The following is a 23652-nucleotide window of genomic DNA, read 5'->3' on the forward strand; positions in this document are numbered from 1 at the left end:
TTTATTTCTTTCTAAATTTATATACAATCTTATCAACCAGATACGATTATTCTTCCTTTGTCAATCGCCCTTTGGAGCCCTTCTACATTCTTACCACCTGCACTTGCGAAAAATGGCTGTCCTCCACCACCGCCGTTAATTTCCTTGGCAAGTTCACGAACAATCACGGATGCGTCAAACCCTTTTTCTTTGATAAGATCTTCAGAGACCATCACGCTCAAATGCGGTTTACCCTGGATATTAGCCGCCAGTACAAGGAAAAGTCGGTCGATTGCCCCCTTCAACGAAAAAGCTAGTTTTTTCACAGCATCCGCGCTGCCCAAATCTACCTGATGTCCTATAAAATGAACCCCCTGGATATCCTCAGCATCGGCAAGCAGTTTATTCTTTAAACCATTCACCTTATCGACGGTTGCTTTTTCCACCTCTTTCTTCAGCTGATGGTTCTCGTTGATCATATCCTCGATCGCCTTCAGTGGATTACTGCCTTTCAGCAGCTCTACGATCTGTTTGCTCTGATTGATTTTTTCCGAAAAATAGTTCAGGGCGGCAGGTCCGGTCAGCGCTTCTATTCTCCGAACACCCGACGCAACGGCCGATTCGGCGACGATTGTAAAGACCCCAATCATCCCCGTCTGCGGTACGTGCGTTCCACCGCACAGCTCAACTGAAAAACTTGGATCAATAGTTACCACGCGTACGTCCTTACCATATTTTTCACCAAATAACGCAGTTGCACCCATTTCAAGCGCTTTCTCTTTTGGCATCGTTGCTGTCTCAACGAGAAGATTCTCGCGGATCTTATTGTTCACAATGCGGTTGATCATCGTCAGCTCCTCGTCGGTAACCTTCGAAAAATGAGAAAAGTCGAATCGGAGGATATCGGGGGATACAAGAGAGCCCTTCTGAGCCACGTGTGAGCCCAATACCTCTTTCAATGCCGCATGTAGTAAATGGGTCGATGTATGGTTGTAAGATGTATTTAACCGTTTCTGAATATCTACCTGGGCTGTAACAGGACCGTCAACATTTGATGGAAGTTTGTCAAGCAGGTGGACGGTCAAATCATTCTCTTTCTTGGTATCTATGACCGGTATGTGTTCTTCACCGAAAAAGAGCAGCCCTTTATCGCCAACCTGCCCGCCACTCTCAGCATAAAAAGGCGTAGTCATCAGGACTAGTTGGTATTTTGTCTTTCCTTTGATCTTGACCTTTCGGTAGCGTGCAACCTCCGTCTCGATCATCAGGTCCTGATACCCTACGAATTGGCTGCCGGTCGATTCCTTTAAGATCACCCAGTCCCCGGTGTCGATGCTGGTAGCAGCGCGACTGCGGTTTTTCTGCTTCTGCATCTCCTGTTCAAAGCCCTCTTCATCAACCGTAAAGTTATTCTCACTGGCAATCAACCGCGTCAGGTCGATCGGAAAACCAAAAGTATCATAGAGTTCAAAAGCGACCTGACCGTTCACAACGGCGCCGCCCTGCGACTGGCGGATGACTTCATCGATCTTCCTCAACCCTTTCTCCAATGTTTTAAGAAACGACTCTTCCTCTTCACGCATCACCTTCGCAACAAATTCCTGTTGGTTGCTCAGCTCCGGAAAAACGTCCTCAAACTGTTCCGAAAGAACGGGCACCAAGCGATACAACAGAGCATCCTCAGATCCCAGATATGAATAGTAGTAGCGGACGGCCCGTCTTAAAATACGACGGATCACATAACCGGCTCCCGAATTGGACGGAAGCTGTCCGTCTGCTATTGCAAAGGATACCGCTCGGATATGGTCTGCCAATACCCGGAAAGCAATATCCTCACGACTGTCACTGCCCTGGTATCCCATACCGCAGATCTTCTCGATCGCATCGATTGTCCCGCTGAACACATCTGTATCGTAGTTGCTCTTCTTTTGTTGCAATACACGAACCAAACGCTCAAAGCCCATTCCGGTGTCCACATGTTTCTCCGGAAGTTCCTGCAGCCTACCGTCTTTCAACCGGTTAAACTCCATGAATACGTTGTTCCAGATTTCTATCACCTGTGGATGGTCCTCGTTCACCAGGTTGCGACCATCAAACTCCTCCCTTTCCGTCTTGCTGCGGCAGTCGATATGGATCTCGCTGCATGGGCCGCATGGTCCTGTGTCCCCCATCTCCCAAAAATTATCTTTCTTGTTGCCCTTCAGGATACGGTCGGTTTCGACCCATTTCGACCACTCATCGTAGGCGTCCTGGTCGAACGGTAAGCCTTCGCTCTCATCACCTTCGAACACGGTAACATAAATCTGGTCAGGGTCGATCCGGTAAACTTCCGTCAATAACCTCCAACTCCACTCAATCGCCTCCTTCTTAAAATAATCACCAAAACTCCAATTGCCTAACATCTCGAACATCGTATGGTGGTAGGTATCCACACCGACCTCTTCAAGATCGTTATGCTTACCACTCACCCGCAAGCACTTCTGTGTATCGACGATACGTCTGCTTTCAGGTGTCCGATTTCCTAGAAAATAGTCTTTGAACTGGTTCATACCTGCATTGGTAAACAGCAGTGTCGGGTCATTTTTAACTACGATAGGCGCCGACGGAACGATCGTATGTTGTCGTGCTTCAAAAAATTGGAGGAAGGTGGATCTTATCTCTTTGCTAGTCATGAATGAAATCTAATTTCGCAAAGTTAATGCTTTATCCCATATTCGAGAAAAATCGACGGCTAAAGCTGATACATTGATATCGTCTTTGTAACATTTTTTAACATTCTCTTGTTAGCAAATTTACGTACCTTTGCCACCGTTGCATTTCGTAACCATTGAACAAGATTAGCATAAATGGCGAAAACGAAATTTTATTATAATTCACATACGTTAAAATACGAAAAAGTAAAGGTGAGCCTATGGACGAAAATTCTAAGGCTTACGGGTGTTCTCAGTTGCGGACTTCTGTTCGCTTGTATCCTTTTGTTTTTAGGCTTCACTTACTTAGATTCTCCTAAAGAGAAACAGCTAAAAAGAGAACTGAACAAATTGACCCTCCAGTATGAGGTCATGCAAAATAAAATGGATCAGGCTAATGCTGTTTTAAAGGATTTACAAGAAAGAGACGCAAATATCTACCGGGTTATTTTTGAGGCTGACCCTATCTCTCCAGATATTAGAAACGCAGGTTTCGGAGGAATTGATCGTTATGAAAATCTTAAAAATTACAACAATTCCGAGCTCATGATTAAAAGCAGCGCACAACTTGACCAACTAGCTAGTTCGCTGTACGTACAGGCTAAATCTTTTAAGGAATTGGAGACATTGGCCGAATCCAAATCAGAAATGCTAGCAAGCATTCCTGCTATTCAACCATTAAATGGGAAGAACCTGAAACGCGGGATATCAGGCTTTGGCTCAAGAATACATCCGATTTACAAAATCCGGAAAATGCATTCGGGAATTGACTTTTCTGCCCCGATAGGAACACCTGTGTACGCGACAGGCAATGGGAAGATAATCAAAGTTAGCTCAGACCATGGCTATGGCCGCCATATTGAAATAGATCATGGTTTTGGATATAAAACTCTTTATGCCCATCTGAGTAAATTTGCTGTTAAGAAAGGAAAAAAGGTTAAGCGAGGAGATCTAATAGGTTATGTGGGTAATACAGGCGCATCAACCGGTCCGCACTTGCACTATGAAGTCCTGAAAAACAATCGCTCTGTTAACCCAGTGAATTTCTTCTACAATGATTTAACACCGGGAGAATACGCCGAAATGCTGAAAGTTGCCTCGCAAGTAAATCAATCTTTTGATTAATCTGTTTAATACATTAACTTTGAGTAGTTAGTACGCCTCAGCTCTTATTAATTTTTATTGTAGAACCCTATATGCCATATAAAGAATCTGATGAAATAAAGAAAATGTATTACACCATGGGTGAAGTTACGGCCATGTTTAACGTTGCGCCGTCGCAAATACGTTTTTATGAAAAAGAGTTCAGCATCCTCAAGCCTAAAAAAAACAAGAAGGGAAACCGACTCTTTAGGGAAGAGGACATTTCTAATCTTAAGATTATCTTTTCCTTAATCAAGGAAAAGGGATATACCTTGCAAGGTGCGCGAGATTATCTAAAATCTAATAAGAAAGAGGCTAATAATACTCAAGACATCATCGATTCATTAGAAAGAATCAAAACGTTTTTAATTGAAGTAAGAGAAGGTTTATAAACTCGCTACAACTCGACTCCAGCAGTTTCTTCGGCCAACATCGTCTCTAATTGTTCAACCATGTTCTTATTCCCAATAAAAATAGGTGTTCGCTGATGGAGTTCGGTGGGATTGATTTCCATAATCCTTGCATGCCCATTACTAGCCTTACCACCTGCCTGTTCAACAATGAAGGCTAATGGATTACATTCATACATTAGTCGCAACTTCCCATTTGGGTACGCTGCGGTAGCGGGATAAAGAAAAATGCCTCCTTTCAATAAATTACGATGAATATCCGCTACCATTGATCCAATGTACCGTGACGAGTATGGTCTGTTAGTTGTGACATCTTCTTCTTGACAATATTTGATATAATTCTTCACTCCCTGTGGAAAATGAACGTAGTTGCCTTCGTTAATCGAATACATTCGCCCCTCTTTATTAATTGTCATCTGTGGATGAGACAAGCAGAACTCACCGATCGAAGGATCTAATGTAAAACCATTAACTCCTTTTCCAGTCGTATACACCATCATCGTGGAAGCGCCATATACAATGTACCCCGCCGCAACTTGGTTGATACCTTTCTGAAGGATATCCGAAGCAGAGATCGGCTTATCAATACTTTCACGACGATAAATCGAAAAAATTGTCCCAATCGATACATTCACGTCAATGTTGGATGAGCCATCAAGCGGATCTATGCATACTATATATTTTGCGTTTGTAGAAACAGCTGTATTTATCTTAATATACTCATCATGCTCTTCTGAAGCTACTACGCAACATTCCCCACCTTGGCTTAAAGCATCTATGAATTGTTCATCGGCGAAAACATCTAGCTTCTTTTGCTCTTCTCCCTGTATATTACATGCGCCGTAGTCTCCTAAAATATCAGCAAGGCCTGCTTTGTTTACTTCTCTATTAACAACCTTCGCAGCAATGCCGATGTCCCGAAGAAGTCTTGATAATTCACCTTTTGCAAAAGGGAACTCTGCTTGTTTTTCAATGATAAACTGTCCAAGAGTTTTGAATCTAATCATAATATAGTTCGAATTGAATAGTTAACTGGCCTTACAAAAGTAAATCTATTTTTTGCAATTACCTATTCCCCAACTCGATAACTTCCAGATTTTGTATCTGATTACCATTAACATCAAAGCGAAGTAAGGTCTGTACCTTGTGCCACCCCTGCTTTCCTGCTGCACCTGGGTTTAGATGCAAACAACTATATTCCTGATCGTATACTACTTTTAAAATATGAGAATGTCCCGAAATGAAAAGGTCTGGTGGGTTGGCTGACATTAGCTCTCTAATACGCGGCTGATAACGTTTAGGATAACCACCTATGTGAATCATCAATACGTCAACCTGCTCACAAGAGAAACGATTCTCTTCGGGAAATCGCATTCGAATTTCTTTTCCATCAATATTACCATAAACACCTCGTAATGGTTTAAACTGTTCTAAGCGATCCACCAAATCAACTGAGCCAAAATCACCGGCATGCCAAATTTCATCGCATTGCGCAAAATACTTAAAAACTGCCTCATCCAAATGCCCATGGGTGTCTGACAACAAACCGATCTTTTTCATCACTCCAACGTTAAAAATTGAGAAAAAAATCTTTTAGTAATTCAACATACTTAACTGAATATTTCCCTCGTTCTTTGTAAATATAGAATATCTCTTTAAAATAGCTGGACGACTTCCCTTTCGAAAAAAAACTGATGACACGAAAAGGCTCTGACTCAGGAAAGGACTGAATAAAAATTTCACGATAGTTGTGCATTCCAGACGCATACCGTAGCCCGATCAGTCTGTTACGTATATCGATAGGCCATACGATAACGAACGATCCGTCGTCAGCCAGTACCTGAGCGGATTTCTCAAAAAGTGATTTATAAAATGACAAAGAACCGTGGCGGGACAGCGTTTTCCGGTTGTCTATATTTTTCAGAGAATCAATAAAAAAGGGAGGATTTGAAACAATGAGGTCATATACACACCTTATCTCCATTTCTCGTACCCCGACATGGAATGCATTCATACGTTCAGCAAAAGGCCCATTTCTAAAATTTGCCTGACTACGAACAAATGCTTGCTCATCGATATCGATTGCATCCACAAAAGCTTGACGGTTACGTTGAGCTAGCATCAAAGCGATCACCCCAGTACCTGTGCCAATATCTAATATTCGCTTCGGTTCACCGTGCTGTAAAGCCGCAAAAGCACCCAACAATACACCGTCGGTATTGATTCTCATGGCGCAACCTTGTTGATCTACTTCGAATTGCTTGAAACGGAAAATTTCATTCATTGCCGCAAAGATAGTCGATTCCTACTTCGAATCAACATTGCTAGTCTCAAGAGGCATATTACGTTCCAGAGTCCCCAGTTTTCTCGAAAGCCTCAGATAGATGAAAACCAAGGCAAATAAAACCCCAGTAGTGACCGCCATGGATCCTGCGACAGACACGTCTAAATAGGCAGCGACCAAACCACCAATGATTGCAATAGCAATACCGATAATAACGGTGTAGAGTAGCATTTTTTTCAAACTTTCAGTTAGTAGGAATGCAATGGATGGTGGACCAATTAAAAAATTAATAATTAAGATTGCCCCAACGGACTCGAAAGAAACTACCGTCGTCATCGACACGAAGCCCATTAGCAAATAGTGCCACACGGTTGTTGATATCCCAATAGCGGTGGCAAATGCTGGATCGAAGGCGGTAAGCGATAATTGCTTAAAAAAGAGATAAATAAAGGCAACTATAACAATAAGCATCCCTCCTAATAGATAAATTGGTCTAGGCCCTATATTTTGTCCACCGTCGGTAATAAGGGTATCGATGGGCACGTAAGCGATTTCGCCATACAATACACAGTCTTGATCGATGTCAACCTGGTTTGCAAACAAACTTATGAGGATAATTCCAATTGCAAACAGAAAAGTAAACGTGACCCCAATAGCGGCATCTCCTTGCACTTTTGCTTTTTTACGCAGATATTCGATCATAAAAGTGGCAACCAAGCCTAGCGCACCCGCACCAATCAACATGGTAAAAGGTTCGCGGTCTCCGCTAACTAAATATGCAATAACAATCCCTGGCAATACCGCATGGCTAATTGCATCGCCGATCATACTCATCCTACGCAAAACTAGGAAACAACCCAGTAGTCCTGCGGAGACTGCAACCAATGCACCTGTTAATATAATCCAAAATAAAACCATTCGTTAGTCTTTAATACGAGGTATAACCGATTCATGAGGATCTCGTTCTGGGTACCCCAACTGAACTTCTAATTCTTCTTCCATTTCAGGCGTTAACATGTGTTCAATCATTTCAGCGCTTTCATGTACTTGATGAGGAGGAACTTTCGCATAGCGCGCTAAATATAGTTCCCATAAGCGATGCAATCGTACGATCCTAACCGCTTCCTTATACCCTTTGTCACTCAATTTTCGTTTGCTTCCGCTTCTTTTTATCAGTAAACCATGCTTAACTAAACGTTTAATAGCCAATTTTAAACGGGGTTCATCAAGTTGTCGAACATCTAATAGATCGGCTTCGTCGTATGCTCTTGAAAAATCGTCAGACGGTTCGCCTAATTGATAGAAAATTTTCAATACATTCTGATTATCTGCAAGCTGCATAGCTCTTTTTCGCTGCAGTTGTTTAAAAATGTACCCTTTCTGAGGGGCGAAAAAGAAGGAGATAAAAGCGATTACAGACGAAGTAATGACCATCCACGGGCCCGTTGGCATTGAAGGTGCTAGGTAAGATATTAATGCGCCAAAAAAACCAGAAAGTGCACCGAAGACCGCTGCAAGAAGCACAATCTTCTTCAGATTATCAGACCAAAATCTAGCCGCCGCAGCTGGCGTAATTAGCATCGCGGCCATAAGTACAACTCCGACAGCCGTTATTCCCGCTACGACCGCTAACACAGTCAACGTTGATAGCAGTAAGTCCAGCCGCCCTACTGGAACGCCAATTGTTTTTGCGTATGAATCGTTAAATGCAATCAAGGCAAACTCTTTGAAAAAAGCAAGCACAACAATAACGAGTATACAGCCTATCAGCGAAAACACAAGAACATCCGTACCAATCAAAGCTGCTGCATTACCGAAAATAAAGCTTTCCAATCCAGTTTGGGATGCGCTGCCATGATGCTGAATATAGGTTAACATAACAATACCTAAACCGAACATTACGCTTAGTACAATACTTATAGCTGCATCTTTCTTAATTTTCGATTTTGTAACAATCAGATCAATAAATATCAAAGCCAACCAACCCGATGCAAATGCGCCGATAATCAACGATGGTATATCTTTACTGCCAGAGAAAAGAAAGGCAAAACAGATACCTGGCAGAACTGAATGAGAAACGGCATCTCCAATCAAAGCTTTCTTTTTCAAGACAATAAACACCCCAACAATCGCTGAACTTGCAGCCAGAAGCATGGATCCAAGCACCACATAGCGGATATTAGGATCTGAAAAAGAAAGAAATTCGATGATCGATTGAATCATTACACCTCCTTATCAGTATAACTTGAATGTGCTAACATCGTTCGAACATCTGAAAGCAAGGTCAGCTTACCACCATAGGCTTTCTGGATGTTTTTTTCTGTAAACACCTGCTCGGTTTCTCCGGCAGCAATCAGATTTACATTCAATAAGACTGTCCAATCAAAATATTTTCTTACAGATTGCAAATCATGATGCACGACCATCAAGGTTTTATTATTGGCGGCCATATTTCGGAGCAAGCTGATAATTGTTTCTTCTGTGGCAGCGTCAACACCTGCAAATGGTTCATCCAGCAAATAAAAATCGGCCTGCTGTGCCAGTGCACGAGCGATAAAAACGCGTTGTTGCTGTCCACCTGAAAGCTGTGAAATTTGCCTCTTAGAAAACTCTGACATCCCCACCTGCTCAAGACAGTCATTCACAATTTCCTTATCACGGGCGCCTGGTTTTTTTAGCAAGCCGAGCTGTCCATATCGCCCCATCATAACAACATCGTAAACAGAAGCAGGAAAGTCCCAGTCGACCGACTCACGCTGCGGCACATAGCTTACACGATGTCGGACTTCGTTTAGTTCGCTACCAAAGATTTCAACTGAGCCATTAGAAAGCGGCAGTATGTCCATAATGGATTTGAGCAACGTTGATTTCCCTGCACCGTTGGGCCCGACTATCCCAACAATTTTACCTTCGGGGACCCGAAAGTCGACTCCCCACAACACGGGCTTTTGCGTATAACCCACCGTTAGATTATTAACTTTTAAAACTATTTTTTCATCGTTCATTTTAGCCCCTTTACAATTGTTTGAATGTTATTTCTCATCATCCCAATATAAGTTCCTTCAGGTTGTCCCTCCTCACCCAAAGCATCCGTATAAAGGGTGCCTCCTATCGAAACTTGCCCACCGCGTTCTCGCACACCGGCAATCACTGCTTCAAGGGACCTAGACGATACCGAAGTTTCTACAAATACAGCCGTTATATCACGATCAATAATTGTTTTCACTAAGTCTGAAACATCCTTCAATCCGAAATCCGAAAGTGTGGATATTCCTTGCAATCCTCTCACCTCTATACCATAAGCAGCACCAAAGTAATTGAATGCGTCGTGTGAGGTTATTAACACCCTTTTTTCAGGCTCAATTAAATCAACCTGCTGACGAATGAATTGGTCAAGTTTGTCAAGTTCTTTCAAATACGCATCCGCATTAATACGGAAATAGTATGCGTGCGACGGTAATTTTTCCGATAATTTCAAGCAGGCCGTTTCTACAATATTTTTCCAAATATGAACATCAAACCAAATGTGTGGGTCAGGGACCGATTTATTCGTGTCGACATAACGGATTTGTTGAGGCGATACATGATCTGCAAGAGCCATCACATTCTTCGTTCTACCCAATTTATCAAGGACCTCTCCTAGCTTACCTTCCAAATGCAAACCCTGATAAAAGATAAGATCAGCATCTAATAGCTTTTTTAGGTCGCCGATGCTTGCTTTATATAGATGTGGATCAATTCCGGCGCCCATTAATGACTCCACGCGAACGGAGTCCTTTACGATATGCTTGATGGCATCCGCCAGTAGATTAGTCGTGACAACGACCATAGGGCGACTGTCATCTACTACATCTTTATGGCTGCGCGAATCGCAGGAAATCAATAAGACTAAGAACGTTATGAATAAAATTCGCATGAATGTCATTGAGTTAACACTGCAAAACTAATTTATTTAGATCAATCTAACAAATAAACTAAATAAAAAACATCCGTTTGAAATCGTGATTTTCTTTAAAATTCACTTTCTTTACGGCACCAAAGCCTCTTTATGGAACAAATAGCAAACTTTTTAAACGGTATTATTTGGAGCGATGCTCTTGTTTTTCTTTGTGTAGCGATAGGTCTTTACTTCACATTTGCAATGAAGTTTATGCAGTTCAGGTACATCCGAGAGATGATCAGACTCCTCTTGAATGGCAAAGCTTCTGCTAAAGGAGTCTCGTCTTTCCAAGCTTTTACGATTGCCATCTCAGGTCGGGTAGGAACAGGGAACATCATTGGTGTAGCCACGGCTATTGCCATGGGCGGTCCGGGAGCAATTTTTTGGATGTGGGCAATAGCTTTGTTAGGTGCTTGTTCTGCATATATGGAAGCAACTTTGGGCCAAATATACAAAACCGTGAAAGATGGTCAATTTCGTGGTGGCCCGGCGTACTATATCGAAAAAGGACTGGGTGTAAAATGGTATGCCATACTCTTTTGCATCGCAACAATTTTGAGTACAGCCCTATTTCTACCGGGTGTTCAGAGCAATAGTATCTCATCCAGTATGAACAATGCGTTCGACATTCCTGTAGAGATGACGGGAGCTGTAGTCACATTATTGTTAGGTTTAATTGTCTTTGGCGGCGTAAAAAGAATCGGAAAAGTAGCTGAAATAGTCGTACCCTTTATGGCAGGCGCATATGTTCTCATGGCCGTTGTGATTGTGATCTTGAATATTCGAGAAGTACCTTATGTATTTGGATTAATATTCAGGTCAGCCTTCGACTTAGAGCCCCTCTTTGGAGGAGTTTTTGGCATGGCGATTTCTTGGGGTGTAAAACGGGGTCTTTACTCAAACGAAGCAGGTCAAGGTACCGCACCGCATGCAGCTTCTGCCGCTGAAGTTAGCCACCCCGCGAAACAAGGGTTGGTACAAGCTTTTTCGGTATATATCGATACAATCTTTGTTTGTACCGCGACTGCATTAATGATTATTTTCTCTAATCAATACCATGTCAATAATCCTGAAGGAGGATTTATCATTGACCATAACCCCGGAGTGGACGCAACCGGCTTTACGCAAGCAGCCATAAGTACCCATTTTCCTGCGATCGGTCATGGTTTTGTGGCAGTGGCTTTATTGTTTTTTGCTTTCACCACCATTATGGCATACTATTATATCGCCGAAACAAATTTAAGTTACCTGCAGCCTAAAAAAACGAATAAGTGGTGGCTCTGGACGCTCCGGATCGGTTTGCTAGCTGCAACGTTCTATGGATCGGTGAAATCGGCTCAATTAGCTTGGACCTTTGGTGACATTGGCGTAGGCCTAATGGCTTGGCTCAACTTGATCGCGATCTTCCTATTAAGGAAACCTGCTCTGATAGCCTTTAAAGATTATAAAGAACAAAGAAAACAAGGAAAAGACCCTGTTTTCAATGCTAAAAAATTAGGTATTAAAAATACGGAAGTGTGGGGTGATGATACATAAATCAACACCCTGTTTGTCCTAATAGCCAGTAAACAATCACAAAAACGATAATCGTACCGAAACAGCCGCCGCCCCATTTCCATGCAGCGACACCTGCTATTACTGTTTTGAGCCAGTTTTGCATAATAATAGTTTAGTTCTAAATAAAATTTATTAATACATCTATAACACAAAAATATTTAGATTGTTTCAGGGCAAGCTGTGACTCACATGAAAATCAGTACTTATAAAAAAGGCAGTAAACGCTCGTTTACTGCCTTTTTTATAAGTACGATGGCTACTAAAGTTCCCTTATTTTAATATTTTTAAAATAAGCCTTTTTGCCATGATCCTGCAAAGCGATCTTACCTTTTTTTACAGACGCATAATCAGGAAAGTCCTTCCATTTACCTTCTTCTTTTTCTCTATTCCACTCTTCAGTCCCGACTTCAAAATCCACGATTTTCTCGCCATTCAACCAATGTTCAACATGACCATCGTCATAAACGATTTTACTGCTGTTCCATTCACCGATTGGATTTACCTTCTTCTTATCATTAGCTAGATTCATCGCGTAATCGGCACCAGTTTTTTGCCATTCCTCCAATTCTCCAGGCCAACCTTCATCATCGATCATCTGATATTCCGGGCCTGTTTCATAAGGACCTTTGTATTTCGGATCTTCGACAACATGGTACATCACACCGCTATTACTACCGGCTTCCAATTTCCACTCCCATACTAGCTCGAAATTATCGAATTCTCGATCCGTAACAATATCTCCACCTGTATCGTGTTCGGCTGCACCCAAACAAACTAATGCACCGTCTTCGATAATCCAATTGTCAACAGGCTCCGTTTTATTATACCCATGCCAACCTGCTAGAGATTCTCCATCAAAAAGCGAGATCCACTCACTTTCTGCGTCCAACTCGACACTATCCGTCTGTGCACTTTCGTTTGTTTGGGCCGATTGATTGTTGCATGCCGAAAAACCAACGACAGCAGCGATTAAGCCAGTAGCTATAAGTTCTCTTTTCATCTTCATCGTTATACGTTATTTCACTTTTAATTTATCTTATTTAGTTAGATCCTTTACACGAATGTTCTTAAAGTGTACTTCCGAGCCGTGTCCCAAAAATCCTATATGTCCGCTTGTTCTTTTTAGTCCCGGATGATCCCGACCATCTAATGTTCCATTTTGTGATGCCTCAGCCAAATTCCCTTCCAATATGACCGTGCCATTTAACGTTACGCGTATATCATCTCCTTTGATGTAGATTTCCTGTGTGTTCCATTCACCGACAGGTTTTAAAAAACCGCGCTTAGCAGCAATAACACCATATACGGAACCATGATATTGATATTCTTTCAAATCTTTATATACATCGGCGCCATTATCTAGCACTTGGATTTCCATGCCCTGATAAGCTGAATCACCGGTTAACGGAGCGCGGACACCAATTCCGTTGTTAGCACCCGGTGTTAAGCGAAAGTCGAAACGATAAATAAAATCGCTATATTCTTTTTTTGTATATAAATTTCCACCCGACCCCTCTCTCGGGAAAATGGCTAATGTACCTTCATCGCTCACTACATACGAATCAGTATTGCCCGTCCAAGAATCTAGATTCGTGCCATCAAATAACACTTCGAAGCCCTCGCTTTTCTCTGCGTCGCTCAATTTAAAAATCTCTTTCCTAGGAAGCTCTTTGATAAAAACATCTCGGTAGTACACCAAAGTTCCGTGTGCCTGTAATTCGATTTGCTCTATTGGGAAAATCGACTGATTCCTATCCCAATAGTTTTCAAGTACAACATCATCAACCACCAATTCGCCGTTTAGATAGACAGTTACTTTTTCACCAACCATCTTTATTTTAAAGGTATTCCACTCGCCTAGAGGATTGTCTGCAACTTTCAATGGTTTACTTTCGTGCTTTTGGTTATTGTATAAACCACCGGAACCAACTTCTGCACCCACATCAGTACGTGAGATATCCCAGATTTGAACCTGAGGAGTTCCGCGTAGGTATACACCAGCATCCCCTTCTTCCCCATCTTTATCTAGCTTCCAGTCTACCAACATCTCGAAATCACCGTATTGTTTAATAGTCGCAATATTGTCGCCTTTACCAGTAAACGTCAATACCCCATCGTTAACAATCCAACCCGAACGCATCACTTCATCGGCTTTCTTTTGAGCAGCAGCAAGTTCCTTCTCGCTCATTTGAGCACGTTTTATCGGGTTCGCTACCAAACCTTTCCATCCTGTTAAATCCTTGCCGTTGAACAACGAGACATAACCCGGTCCATTTGGCATCTCCGCCAAGTGCTTTCTTACAGCTTCTTTCAGGTAGCTGCTTTCACTACCGCCTAACAATCCGATTACCTGTTCCAATAGTGCACGTACATCTTGACCGTAAAGGTTTTTATTATTTAATGCAATGTTCATCACGGTGTTAGCGGCAACGCCCTGCAGATCCTTATTATCAAGGAATGAACCCGCAAAGATCAAAGCATTATATGTCGCATTCGCTTGTATTCTGCCTAAGATGAGCTTCTTCTGATCTATATTTTGAGCAACATCCATCAAATCTCTATAAATCAATACTTTTTGCTCGTCTGGAAGCGTTGCAGCGCCGGTAATACGAACGATGCCTTTGAGAATAGCATCAAATTGCTGCTGATTAGTTGTTGTCTTACTCAACTCAATCAGCTCACGAAGTGCGCCTTCATCACTCCAAGCGGACAAAGCTAAGATAGAAGCGCCTTTTAAATTCGCTCCACCTTTGTCAATGGATTGAGAAACGGCAGCAAGAGCTTTTTCTCCACCTATGCCCGATAAAACTTTCAACAATGCCATTTTTCCCTGTTCATCGGCACCTGCATATGCACCTAATACCTGATCAACATCTTGCTCTTTACTCGAACTAGTATTCACAACATTCACAATAGCATTCTGCACAGCCGTTAATTCAGTACCAGAAGATTCTTTTACTAGACCCAAAAGTACAGGCAAGTTATCAGATCTGGAAATTTGTGTAAGAGCATTAAATGCAGCTTTCTTAACGGCTGGGTCGCTGTCTTTTAATAAGGAATGAACAGCATCAAAGCTACCGGCATAAGCACGACTCGTAAGAACTTCCAGTATCAAAGCTTTATCAGCTGCGCTGGCGTTCGCCAATGACTTTGTTAATACAACCGGCACTTGATCACCCTTCATGGTAAGAAACGCTTCTTTTACCGCAGCTCTGTCTGATTCCGTTCCATTAGCCAAGACTTCAACCAATCTGCCTGCTACTTCATCTCCGGACAACTTACTTAAAGCATGTATAGCAGCTGCACGCTCAATTTCTGATTCGCTATCTAGCGATTTAGAAATAACCGGAATCGCAGCAATTTGTTCATTACTGGCTAGGAACCCAATAAAATCAGCTTTAGTTTCAGCATCTCCTTTCCGAATACCCTTAATCCACCTGCTAACATTTGCGTCAGTCAAATAAGGTGCAGCAAATTTTAAAGCAGCCACGCGATATTCCAAATTATCATCCAATGCTGCTTTCACTAATTTCTTTGTATAGCTCTCACCGTTGATTTGTGCTAGCAACTCCAATGCAGCAATACGTGAATGTACTTGTGCATCAGACTTTGCATCCTTTAGCAAACGTGAGGCGAGCTTTTCAGCTAAGCGTTCATTCCCATTTTCTGCCAATTGGTTAGCATAATGAATAAATGAAGCCGTAGCATTTGATTCATTGTAAATATAATCTGCACTTTCGGCAGCGTCTTTGAGAACTTCAGCCGATGCAGTTCCTGCAATATTAGCAAGAGCATATAGAGCTACACGCTCTAAATCTACATCATCACTGCCTACCAAGTCAATAATTGCAGACTCAGCACCCGCAAATCGCGCATCTCCCAATGCTTCTACGATTGACACTTGGGCATGCCCACTAGCGCCCGGCAGTTGACTTAACAACGCTTCTGAGGCGACATCTGTACCAATAGTAGCCAATGCTCTTGCTGCTTTTTCTGCTAAATATTCATCCGACAAAAAAGGAGTTAACGCCGAAACCGCATCATCTTTACCGGCCTTTTGAAGTAAGGAGATGACAAATCCTTTATTGTCTTTATCGTCAACCTCAGATAAAGCTGCGATTAATCCTTGTACAAATTTCTCACGTTGACTTTCTTTTCCTGGAAGCGTTACATAAAACGCATAACTATTAGACGCATATTCAACCTTGGAGTCATCGCCTTGCCCTTCTGGTGTTAAACGTTTGACAAGAGCTGTGATGTCGGATGCCGTAAACCCGTCGAGTTGTGCCATCGCCTCATTTAGTTTTTGCTCATCCATAGCCGGTTGCAAAGCCAACACATCCGCTACCTTCGTCGTTGCGGTACGTTGGTCTTGCTGAGCAAATGCCGGCATTTGCAGCATAAAGGCTGCTAATAAAGTATATATAGTTTTTTTCATTATTAATGTTTTCTGATAGGTAGATATTAAGACTCGTTTATATTGTCCATGGACCGCGCATTGGTTGGTCGATTAACCGATTCGCTGCCTCATCATTGATAAATTCTTCTTTAACAGGGTCATATTTCAATGTTCTACCTAATCTCACTGCCGTTAAGCCCATATTAACTAAAGTACAAGAACGGTGTCCATTCTCCTCGTTCAGAGCAAATTTCTTACGTTCTTTAACTGCCTCTACAAAATCTGTCACTTGCGCCTCTGGTTCCGGGAACGCAGCTAATTTCTGCTCCATATTTGGTATATCAGATTTAAAACCAGGATATAATTTCCCATCTGGACCATCGATATACGGCACATCGTCAATCTTCCCTTCTCCATCTAAAACAATTTTACATCCGTCTGCATAGGTATATACTATTTTTCGCCATGTTCCAACAGCATCACTATGTTGCTGGGGTGCATCGACCTCAATAGAGATAGGGCTTTCATTATCTTTACCTAAGAAATACTGAATTGGGTCTAAATAATGCTGTCCCATGTCGCCTAGACCACCACCGTCGTAATCCCAGTAGCCACGGAATGTTGTATGGGTACGATGTTCACTATACGGTTTATAAGGTGCAGGTCCTAACCACATATCATAATCTAATTCTGCAGGTACTTTTTCTACGGGTAAATTTTCTTTCCCAACCCAATAAAATTTCCAATCAAAACCGGTGTGACGACCAACAGTTACCGTCAATGGCCATCCTAACATCTTAGAATCCACTAGTTTCTTAATTTTCTTTACTGGTACGGCCATACCGTAAAAGTTAGCATCAAATCTAAACCAAGTATTCAAACGGAAAATACGACCGTGCTGCTGAACAGCTTCTCGTACCCGCTTTCCTTCACCAATTGTACGTGTCATTGGTTTCTCACACCATATATCTTTTCCAGCTTTCGCTGCTTCCGCCGCCATGATTCCATGCCAGTGCGGAGGAGTCGCTATATGAACAATATCAACTTCTGGAAGTTGTATTAGATCACGATAGTCATGAAGCTGCTTAACGCCCTTTTCTAGCATTCCCGCTGCAATTTGCAAATGCCGTTTATCAACATCACAGATCGCTACGGTCTTAGTTCCTGCATATCCAAAATGCCCACGGCCCATGCTACCAACACCAATAACGGCTTTCGTAAGATGGTCACTTGGAGCTAAAAAGCCTTGCCCTCCCAATACATGTCGAGGCACGATTGTGAAAGCAGCCGCAGCTAATGCGGTGTTTTTAAGAAATTCACGTCTTGAATTTTTTTGTTTAGTCATGATTCAATAGAAATGGTATAATTAAAAGTTTCCCTATAAAAAAGTATCCAAAAGGGTAATCAAAATTTTTCTAAATTAATAATTTTAATAAAATGATGGGCAAAAAGCCTCAATTTATTTATGATCTAGTCTTTTTCGACGACGTTTTATCATTCACAAGTTAGCAACCTGAAATAATGAGTTCTTTTGACTCCAAATCAAAATGAAGGAAGACCGGCTTATAAAAAGTAAATTACTGAATGATGACATTCAGCAGACAAGCTAGCAGAGCACCTAATAAAGGACCGACAACAGGAACCCAAGAGTAACTCAAATTAAATCCAGCTTTGTTTTTTATAGGCAATAGCGCATGTACAATGCGCGGGCCTAAATCACGTGCCGGGTTAATTGCATAACCAGTTGTCCCGCCGAGTGACAGACCGATCACCCATACAACAAAGGCAACGGGAATCGCACCAATCGAGCCCAAACCTACAGGCGTTTGCGTATCGGAAATTTCTGCGTCCGTAAAATAAAAGACAGCAAAAATAAGAACGAAGGTTCCAACCGTTTCAGCCAATAGATTGATTGGTAGATTTCTAATGGCAGGCGACGTACAGAAAACGGCTTGTTTGGCACCGCTATCCTCGGTAACCTTAAAATGTTCGTAATGGATCAGCCAGACAAAAAAGGCACCGATCATCGCACCGATAAACTGCGCGAGAATAAATGATAGACCTTCCATCCAAGTCAAGTCTGTACTAATAACCATAGCTAAGGTTACCGCTGGGTTTAAATGAGCGCCACTATAGGGGCCGGCGATCACCACGCCAGTAAAAACCGCCAGAGCCCAAGCGGTTGTAATAACAATCCAACCACCCCCATTTCCGTTGGTTCCTTTTAATAATACATTAGCAACAACGCCCCCACCGAGTAATATCAGGATGGCTGTTCCAATCAGTTCTGCTAAAAAAGGTGACATAATTTTAAGTATATGGTCAAGAGTATTACTTCTTGTCTTCTAAATTCGACCACGCTTTTGCGGTCTCCACAGCACGGTTCCAATTTTTCATTTCTTCATCGATATTCATATCAGGTGAAGGTTTAAACACCCTGTCTATTTGCCATTGCTCCTGAATATCTTGAAGGTTCTCCCAGTAACCAACTGCCAGCCCTGCTAAATATGCGGCACCGATAGCTGTAACCTCGGTTAATTGTGGACGAACAACGTCCGCGGAGAGAATGTCCGACTGGAACTGCATTAGCAGATTATTTGCTGTTGCACCTCCATCAACGCGCAGCTCATGGATATCGACACCCGAATCTGCTTCCATTGCCTTTAGAATATCAACGGTCTGAAAGGCGATACTTTCTAATGCAGCTCGGGCAATATGTGCTGAAGTAGTTCCACGCGATAAACCAACGATAGTGCCTCGTGCGTACGAATCCCAATGGGGGGCACCTAATCCAGCAAAAGCTGGAACCAGATAGACTCCGTCAGTATCATCCACCTGTGCAGCGAGTGCTTCAACATCCTCGGACTTTTTAATAATTCCGAGCCCGTCTCTCAGCCATTGCACAACCGCACCGGCAATAAAAATACTTCCTTCTAATGCATAACTAACCTTATCCCCAATTTTCCATGCGACCGTTGTGACCAGGTTGTTTTTGGAAATAATCGGCTCAGAACCAATATTCATTAACATAAAACATCCTGTTCCGTAGGTATTTTTAACCATTCCTGACCTTGTACATAATTGACCGAAAAGAGCAGCTTGCTGATCCCCTCCAATCCCAGCTATTGGTATCCTGACAGAGAAGATGTTTCCAGCCGTCTCTCCATAAATCTCGCTGGAAGACTTCACTTCGGGTAGCATGCTTGATGGAATACCTAATAGATCTAATAACTCTTGATCCCAACTCAGATCGTGTATATTATAAATCATGGTACGAGATGCGTTGGAAACGTCTGTAATATGTTTCTCACCATTCGTTAGTTTCCATATCAGCCAAGAGTCTACGGTTCCGAACGCAAGTTCTCCCCTTTCTGCTTTATCTTTTGCACCTTCTACATTATCAAGAATCCAACGAATTTTGGTAGCCGAAAAATACGAATCGATTAGTAGACCTGTCTTCTGTCGAATGCGGTCTTCGTGACCATCCTTTTTGAGCTGATCGCAATAGGCTGCTGTTCTTCTATCTTGCCAAACAATGGCGTTAAAAATTGGCTTCCCTGTATTCTTGTCCCACACTATTGTAGTTTCCCGTTGGTTAGAAATTCCAATACCGGCGATTTGCGAAGGTGACAGGCCAGCTTTACTTACAGCTTCCGTAGCAACTCCTAATTGTGTGGACCAAATTTCAAGCGGATCATGTTCAACCCATCCGGGAGACGGATAACGTTGTTGGAATTCCTTCTGAGCGATGCTCACTACATTTCCGTTCTTATTAAAAATAATAGCTCGTGAACTCGTCGTGCCCTGATCTAGGGATAAAATAAAGCTTTCCATGTTGGTATTTAGTGTTTATCGGTTTAAATAAATCAAACGAAACTATACAAAACTATAAATTCAACAATAAAAACAAAACATAAACAATAAAATAAATTTAATTTTTGAATTACATCCATTCTCACTATATTTCGGAAAAACCAAACCAATGATCAGTTTAGCCGATAGACACCGCATAATTCTAGAAAAAATTAAGGAAGAAGGCAAGGTAAGTGTACTTGACCTATGCGACATGCTAGATGTTTCATCCGTAACTATACGAAAGGATTTGAAACAGCTTGAGGATAAGAATTTATTGTTCCGAGTTCATGGCGGAGCCACACTAAACAATCCGTATACCATGGACCGCCCCGTCAACGTAAAGGAGAAGTTACAAACGGAAGAAAAAAATAAAATAGGCGTAGCTGCTTCAGCACTTATCGAAGTGAACGATTCCATCATCATTGCGTCCGGAACCACTGTAATGGCATTGGCTCGTCACATAAAGACCAAGGAGAGCTTAACAGTGATAACTTCAGCCATACAAGTCGCTGAGGTGCTTTTACAAAATCCAGAGATCGATGTACTTATGCTCGGCGGTCTCTTGCGAAGAAGTTCTTCTTCAGTTATGGGACCTTATGCAGAAGATATTCTCAAAGATTTTTTCTGTAGTAAATTGTTCGTCGGTGTTGATGGTATCGATCTTGAAAATGGACTTACAACCACGAATGTTTTGGAGGCTCATTTAAATCGGCAGATGATGAACGTTTCCAACAAAACGATTGTGTTGGCTGATTCATCCAAATTTGGCAAACGTGGTTTTGGCAAAATTTGCGATATCGATGAGATTGACCAAATTATTACAGACGATGGTGTATCACCTCACACGGTCGAACAATTAGAGGCAAAGGGCGTCAAGGTCATTATCGTCTGATGGTATTAAAAAAAATTCTGGCTGGGAGAATAGCTCCCAGCCAGAAAACATAATTAAGACAGTGCTTGCTGCAAATCGTCCAATAGATCATCAATATCCTCAATACCAACGCTTAGCCGTATCAGGTTATCTACAACTCCTACTTTTTCTCGTACGTCTTTAGGAATCGAACCGTGAGTCATGGTAGCTGGGTGATTAATCAGAGACTCAACCCCGCCTAAAGATTCAGCAAGCGAGAATACTTTAAACGATGACGCAATTTTAAATGTATTTTCTAATGACTTGTCCTTAAATACAACCGACAACATTCCTCCAAAATCATGCATCTGCTTTTTTGCAATATCGTGGCGTGTATGATCTTCAAAACCCGGCCAATAAACTTTCTCAATTTTTGGGTGTTGCTTCAATGCTTCCGCAATCTTCCTCCCATTTTCACAATGCGCTTTCATGCGCAAGTGCAAGGTTTTGATACCCCTTAAAACTAAAAAACTGTCTTGAGGTCCCGGAGTGTTCCCACAAGCATTGTAGTAGAAAAAAAGTTGGTCGTACAATTCTTTGTCATTTACAATCAGCGCCCCCATGACTACATCGGAATGACCACCAATATATTTAGTTACTGAATGCATCACGAGATCAGCGCCCAGATCCAATGGATTTTGTAAATAAGGGGAGGCAAACGTATTATCTACAGCGAATAATATTTCAGTTTCTTTAGCGATCTTAGAAACTGATTCGATATCAATGATTTGCATCGTGGGATTTGTGGGTGTTTCAACCCATATCAATTTCGTTTTTTCATTGATATATTGTCGAATGCTTTCCGGATTGGCAAGATCAATGAAATGAAACTTGATTCCCAGAGGCTCAAAAAGTTTGGTAAATATACGATATGTACCGCCATATAGATCATTTCCGGTAATGACCTCATCGCCCGGTCGTAAGAGTTTCAAAACGGTCTCTGTGGCAGCCATTCCGCTAGAGAAAGCGAGACCATGTTGGCCATTTTCTAATGCAGCTAAACAATTCTCTAAGGCCGTTCGTGTTGGATTTGTCCCTCGTGAGTATTCGTAACCTTTATGATCGCCCGGTGATGCCTGAACATACGTTGTTGTCTGATAAATAGGGGTCATTACCGCCCCCGTACTTGGATCGGGTGATTGGCCTGCATGTATGGCCTTCGTAGCAAATTTCATATTCTTTAAATCAATTAAATTAATATTTTGTTCTATAAACAAATGTATAAAAACAAGGTACAGCTAAATATGATAACACGCAAACATGAAGCTCCAAATTAAATGGAGCATCAACCAAGAAGTTTTATGAACAAAATGAACACGACGACCCAAGTTGATTTGATCGACCTGTATACCTCTACGCGCCAGTACACAGAAAGTATCTGCCATGCATTGAAAACCGAAGATTATGTATTGCAACCCATCGGAGAGGTTAGTCCTCCAAAATGGCATCTTGGGCACACATCGTGGTTTTTTGAAACGTTCATTCTTTCAAAATTCGACGTCGGCTATCAATCGTTCAATCCTCAGTATAATTTTGTATTCAATAGCTATTACGAGTCGGTTGGCAAACGTGTTATCCGCGTAAATCGCGGGAATCTGAGTAGACCAACTGTTGGCCAGGTGTATGACTATCGGCGTCATGTCGACACCCAAATAGTTCGCTTATTGAATGAAATTGAAATTAGTTCTGAGATTCAAAAACTAATGATTCTCGGCATTAATCATGAACAGCAACATCAAGAATTGCTCATCAGCGACATTAAGTATATTTTCGGTAATAACCCATTATTCCCAGTTTACGACGAGGGGTACCCAATTCAGAAATTAAGCAAGAAAAGAAAACCCATTGTCTGCCAAGAAGGTCTTTATGAGATAGGATTTGACGGCCCGGACTTTTGTTTCGATAACGAAAAAGGACGCCATAAAGTCTATTTAAATCAATTTGCAATTTCATCCGAACTCGTAACAAATGATGAATATCTAGAGTTCATGACGGACGGCGGGTATGAGAACTTTGTTTATTGGCATGCTGATGGCTGGGATTGGGTAAACAAAAATAATATAAAAGCTCCGCTTTATTGGCATTTCCATCAAGGGGAATGGCATCGATATCATCTTGATGGTTTTAAACCCATAGAACCCGATGCTCCAGTCTGTCATGTCTCCTATTATGAAGCTTTTGCCTTCGCAAGTTGGAAGGGAACGCGACTGCCAACGGAGGCTGAATGGGAAACAGCTTGCAACAAATTTGACTGGGGTCAGCGGTGGGAATGGACAGAAAGTGCATATCTACCTTACCCTGGTTTTAAAAAAGAAGAAGGTGCTATCGGTGAATACAATGGAAAGTTTATGGTTAGTCAAATGGTGCTCCGGGGTGCCTCCGAAGCCACAAGTCCCCATCACAGCAGACCAACGTATCGAAACTTTTTTTATCCGGATGCTCGTTGGCAATTTACAGGTATCCGATACATAATATAATGGAGAAC

Annotated in this window: 19 protein-coding genes; 5 read left to right on the forward strand and 14 right to left on the reverse strand. The window is 42.0% G+C overall.

Features of this window, described 5'->3' with window-relative positions; all coding sequences use genetic code 11:
• Positions 1 to 32 precede the first annotated feature (32 nt).
• Positions 33 to 2651, reverse strand: coding sequence for an alanine--tRNA ligase (gene alaS / locus WKR92_RS03170; RefSeq protein ID WP_375556384.1), 2619 nt, complete (start codon positions 2649 to 2651; stop codon positions 33 to 35).
• 174 nt (positions 2652 to 2825) lie between these two features.
• Between alaS and WKR92_RS03175 the strand changes: the two genes are divergently transcribed.
• Both WKR92_RS03175 and WKR92_RS03180 read left to right on the forward strand, forming a co-directional pair.
• Positions 2826 to 3794, forward strand: coding sequence for a M23 family metallopeptidase (locus WKR92_RS03175; RefSeq protein ID WP_375556385.1), 969 nt, complete (start codon positions 2826 to 2828; stop codon positions 3792 to 3794).
• A 71-nt stretch (positions 3795 to 3865) separates the two neighbouring features.
• Positions 3866 to 4204, forward strand: a complete 339-nt coding sequence (locus tag WKR92_RS03180; RefSeq protein ID WP_375556386.1) for a MerR family transcriptional regulator — start codon at positions 3866 to 3868, stop codon at positions 4202 to 4204.
• Between the two features lie 5 nt (positions 4205 to 4209).
• Here WKR92_RS03180 and fbp read toward each other — a convergent pair whose 3' ends face one another.
• The 7 genes from fbp to WKR92_RS03215 are packed head-to-tail and all read right to left on the reverse strand — an operon-like array spanning position 4210 to position 10422.
• Positions 4210 to 5229: a class 1 fructose-bisphosphatase gene (gene fbp, locus WKR92_RS03185; protein ID WP_375556387.1), complete on the reverse strand. Its 1020-nt coding sequence runs from the start codon at positions 5227 to 5229 to the stop codon at positions 4210 to 4212.
• 58 nt (positions 5230 to 5287) lie between these two features.
• On the reverse strand, positions 5288 to 5782 hold the full coding sequence (locus WKR92_RS03190) for a metallophosphoesterase family protein (RefSeq protein ID WP_375556388.1): 495 nt from the start codon (positions 5780 to 5782) through the stop codon (positions 5288 to 5290).
• 10 nt (positions 5783 to 5792) lie between these two features.
• A complete protein-coding gene (locus WKR92_RS03195; RefSeq protein WP_375556389.1) occupies positions 5793 to 6506 on the reverse strand; it encodes a tRNA1(Val) (adenine(37)-N6)-methyltransferase in 714 nt (237 codons plus the stop codon).
• 21 nt (positions 6507 to 6527) lie between these two features.
• Positions 6528 to 7424, reverse strand: a complete 897-nt coding sequence (locus WKR92_RS03200) for a metal ABC transporter permease (protein WP_375556390.1) — start codon at positions 7422 to 7424, stop codon at positions 6528 to 6530.
• Positions 7425 to 7427: 3 nt separating this feature from the next.
• Positions 7428 to 8729 (reverse strand): metal ABC transporter permease, encoded by a 1302-nt coding sequence (locus WKR92_RS03205; RefSeq protein ID WP_375556391.1) that lies wholly within the window; start codon positions 8727 to 8729, stop codon positions 7428 to 7430.
• Positions 8729 to 9511 (reverse strand): metal ABC transporter ATP-binding protein, encoded by a 783-nt coding sequence (locus tag WKR92_RS03210; RefSeq protein WP_375556392.1) that lies wholly within the window; start codon positions 9509 to 9511, stop codon positions 8729 to 8731. The genes WKR92_RS03205 and WKR92_RS03210 overlap by 1 nt, the downstream gene beginning before the upstream one ends.
• Positions 9508 to 10422, reverse strand: a complete 915-nt coding sequence (locus WKR92_RS03215; RefSeq protein ID WP_375556393.1) for a metal ABC transporter solute-binding protein, Zn/Mn family — start codon at positions 10420 to 10422, stop codon at positions 9508 to 9510. Before WKR92_RS03215 ends, WKR92_RS03210 begins: the two co-directional genes overlap by 4 nt.
• A 132-nt stretch (positions 10423 to 10554) precedes the next feature.
• Here WKR92_RS03215 and WKR92_RS03220 point away from each other — a divergent pair, with 132 nt between their 5' ends.
• Positions 10555 to 11982, forward strand: a complete 1428-nt coding sequence (locus WKR92_RS03220; protein WP_375556394.1) for an alanine/glycine:cation symporter family protein — start codon at positions 10555 to 10557, stop codon at positions 11980 to 11982.
• A gap of 280 nt (positions 11983 to 12262) precedes the next feature.
• Here WKR92_RS03220 and WKR92_RS03225 read toward each other — a convergent pair whose 3' ends face one another.
• From WKR92_RS03225 to glpK, 5 genes are all read right to left on the reverse strand, one after another.
• Complete coding sequence (locus WKR92_RS03225; protein ID WP_375556395.1) at positions 12263 to 13003, reverse strand: 3-keto-disaccharide hydrolase; 741 nt, start codon at positions 13001 to 13003, stop codon at positions 12263 to 12265.
• Positions 13004 to 13039: 36 nt separating this feature from the next.
• Positions 13040 to 16441 carry a 3-keto-alpha-glucoside-1,2-lyase-like domain-containing protein gene (locus tag WKR92_RS03230; protein ID WP_375556396.1) on the reverse strand — a complete coding sequence of 1134 codons (3402 nt, stop codon included), beginning with the start codon at positions 16439 to 16441 and terminating at the stop codon, positions 13040 to 13042.
• A 37-nt stretch (positions 16442 to 16478) separates the two neighbouring features.
• The gene (locus WKR92_RS03235; RefSeq protein ID WP_375556397.1) at positions 16479 to 17747 is read right to left on the reverse strand and encodes a Gfo/Idh/MocA family oxidoreductase; all 1269 of its coding nucleotides are present in this window, start codon (positions 17745 to 17747) and stop codon (positions 16479 to 16481) included.
• A gap of 232 nt (positions 17748 to 17979) precedes the next feature.
• Positions 17980 to 18708: an MIP/aquaporin family protein gene (locus tag WKR92_RS03240; protein ID WP_375556398.1), complete on the reverse strand. Its 729-nt coding sequence runs from the start codon at positions 18706 to 18708 to the stop codon at positions 17980 to 17982.
• A gap of 25 nt (positions 18709 to 18733) precedes the next feature.
• Positions 18734 to 20236 (reverse strand): glycerol kinase GlpK, encoded by a 1503-nt coding sequence (gene glpK / locus WKR92_RS03245; RefSeq protein ID WP_375556399.1) that lies wholly within the window; start codon positions 20234 to 20236, stop codon positions 18734 to 18736.
• A gap of 148 nt (positions 20237 to 20384) precedes the next feature.
• On the opposite strand from glpK, the gene WKR92_RS03250 reads away from it, so the two are divergent.
• Positions 20385 to 21149 carry a DeoR/GlpR family DNA-binding transcription regulator gene (locus WKR92_RS03250; protein WP_375556400.1) on the forward strand — a complete coding sequence of 255 codons (765 nt, stop codon included), beginning with the start codon at positions 20385 to 20387 and terminating at the stop codon, positions 21147 to 21149.
• 53 nt (positions 21150 to 21202) lie between these two features.
• On the opposite strand, the gene WKR92_RS03255 is transcribed toward WKR92_RS03250, so the two are convergent.
• Complete coding sequence (locus WKR92_RS03255; RefSeq protein ID WP_375556401.1) at positions 21203 to 22342, reverse strand: cystathionine gamma-synthase; 1140 nt, start codon at positions 22340 to 22342, stop codon at positions 21203 to 21205.
• Positions 22343 to 22468: 126 nt separating this feature from the next.
• Here WKR92_RS03255 and egtB point away from each other — a divergent pair, with 126 nt between their 5' ends.
• The gene (gene egtB, locus WKR92_RS03260; protein WP_375556402.1) at positions 22469 to 23644 is read left to right on the forward strand and encodes an ergothioneine biosynthesis protein EgtB; all 1176 of its coding nucleotides are present in this window, start codon (positions 22469 to 22471) and stop codon (positions 23642 to 23644) included.
• Positions 23645 to 23652 lie beyond the last annotated feature (8 nt).

The sequence above is a fragment of the Albibacterium profundi genome (assembly GCF_042159835.1).
In the GTDB taxonomy this organism is placed as follows: domain Bacteria; phylum Bacteroidota; class Bacteroidia; order Sphingobacteriales; family Sphingobacteriaceae; genus Albibacterium; species Albibacterium profundi.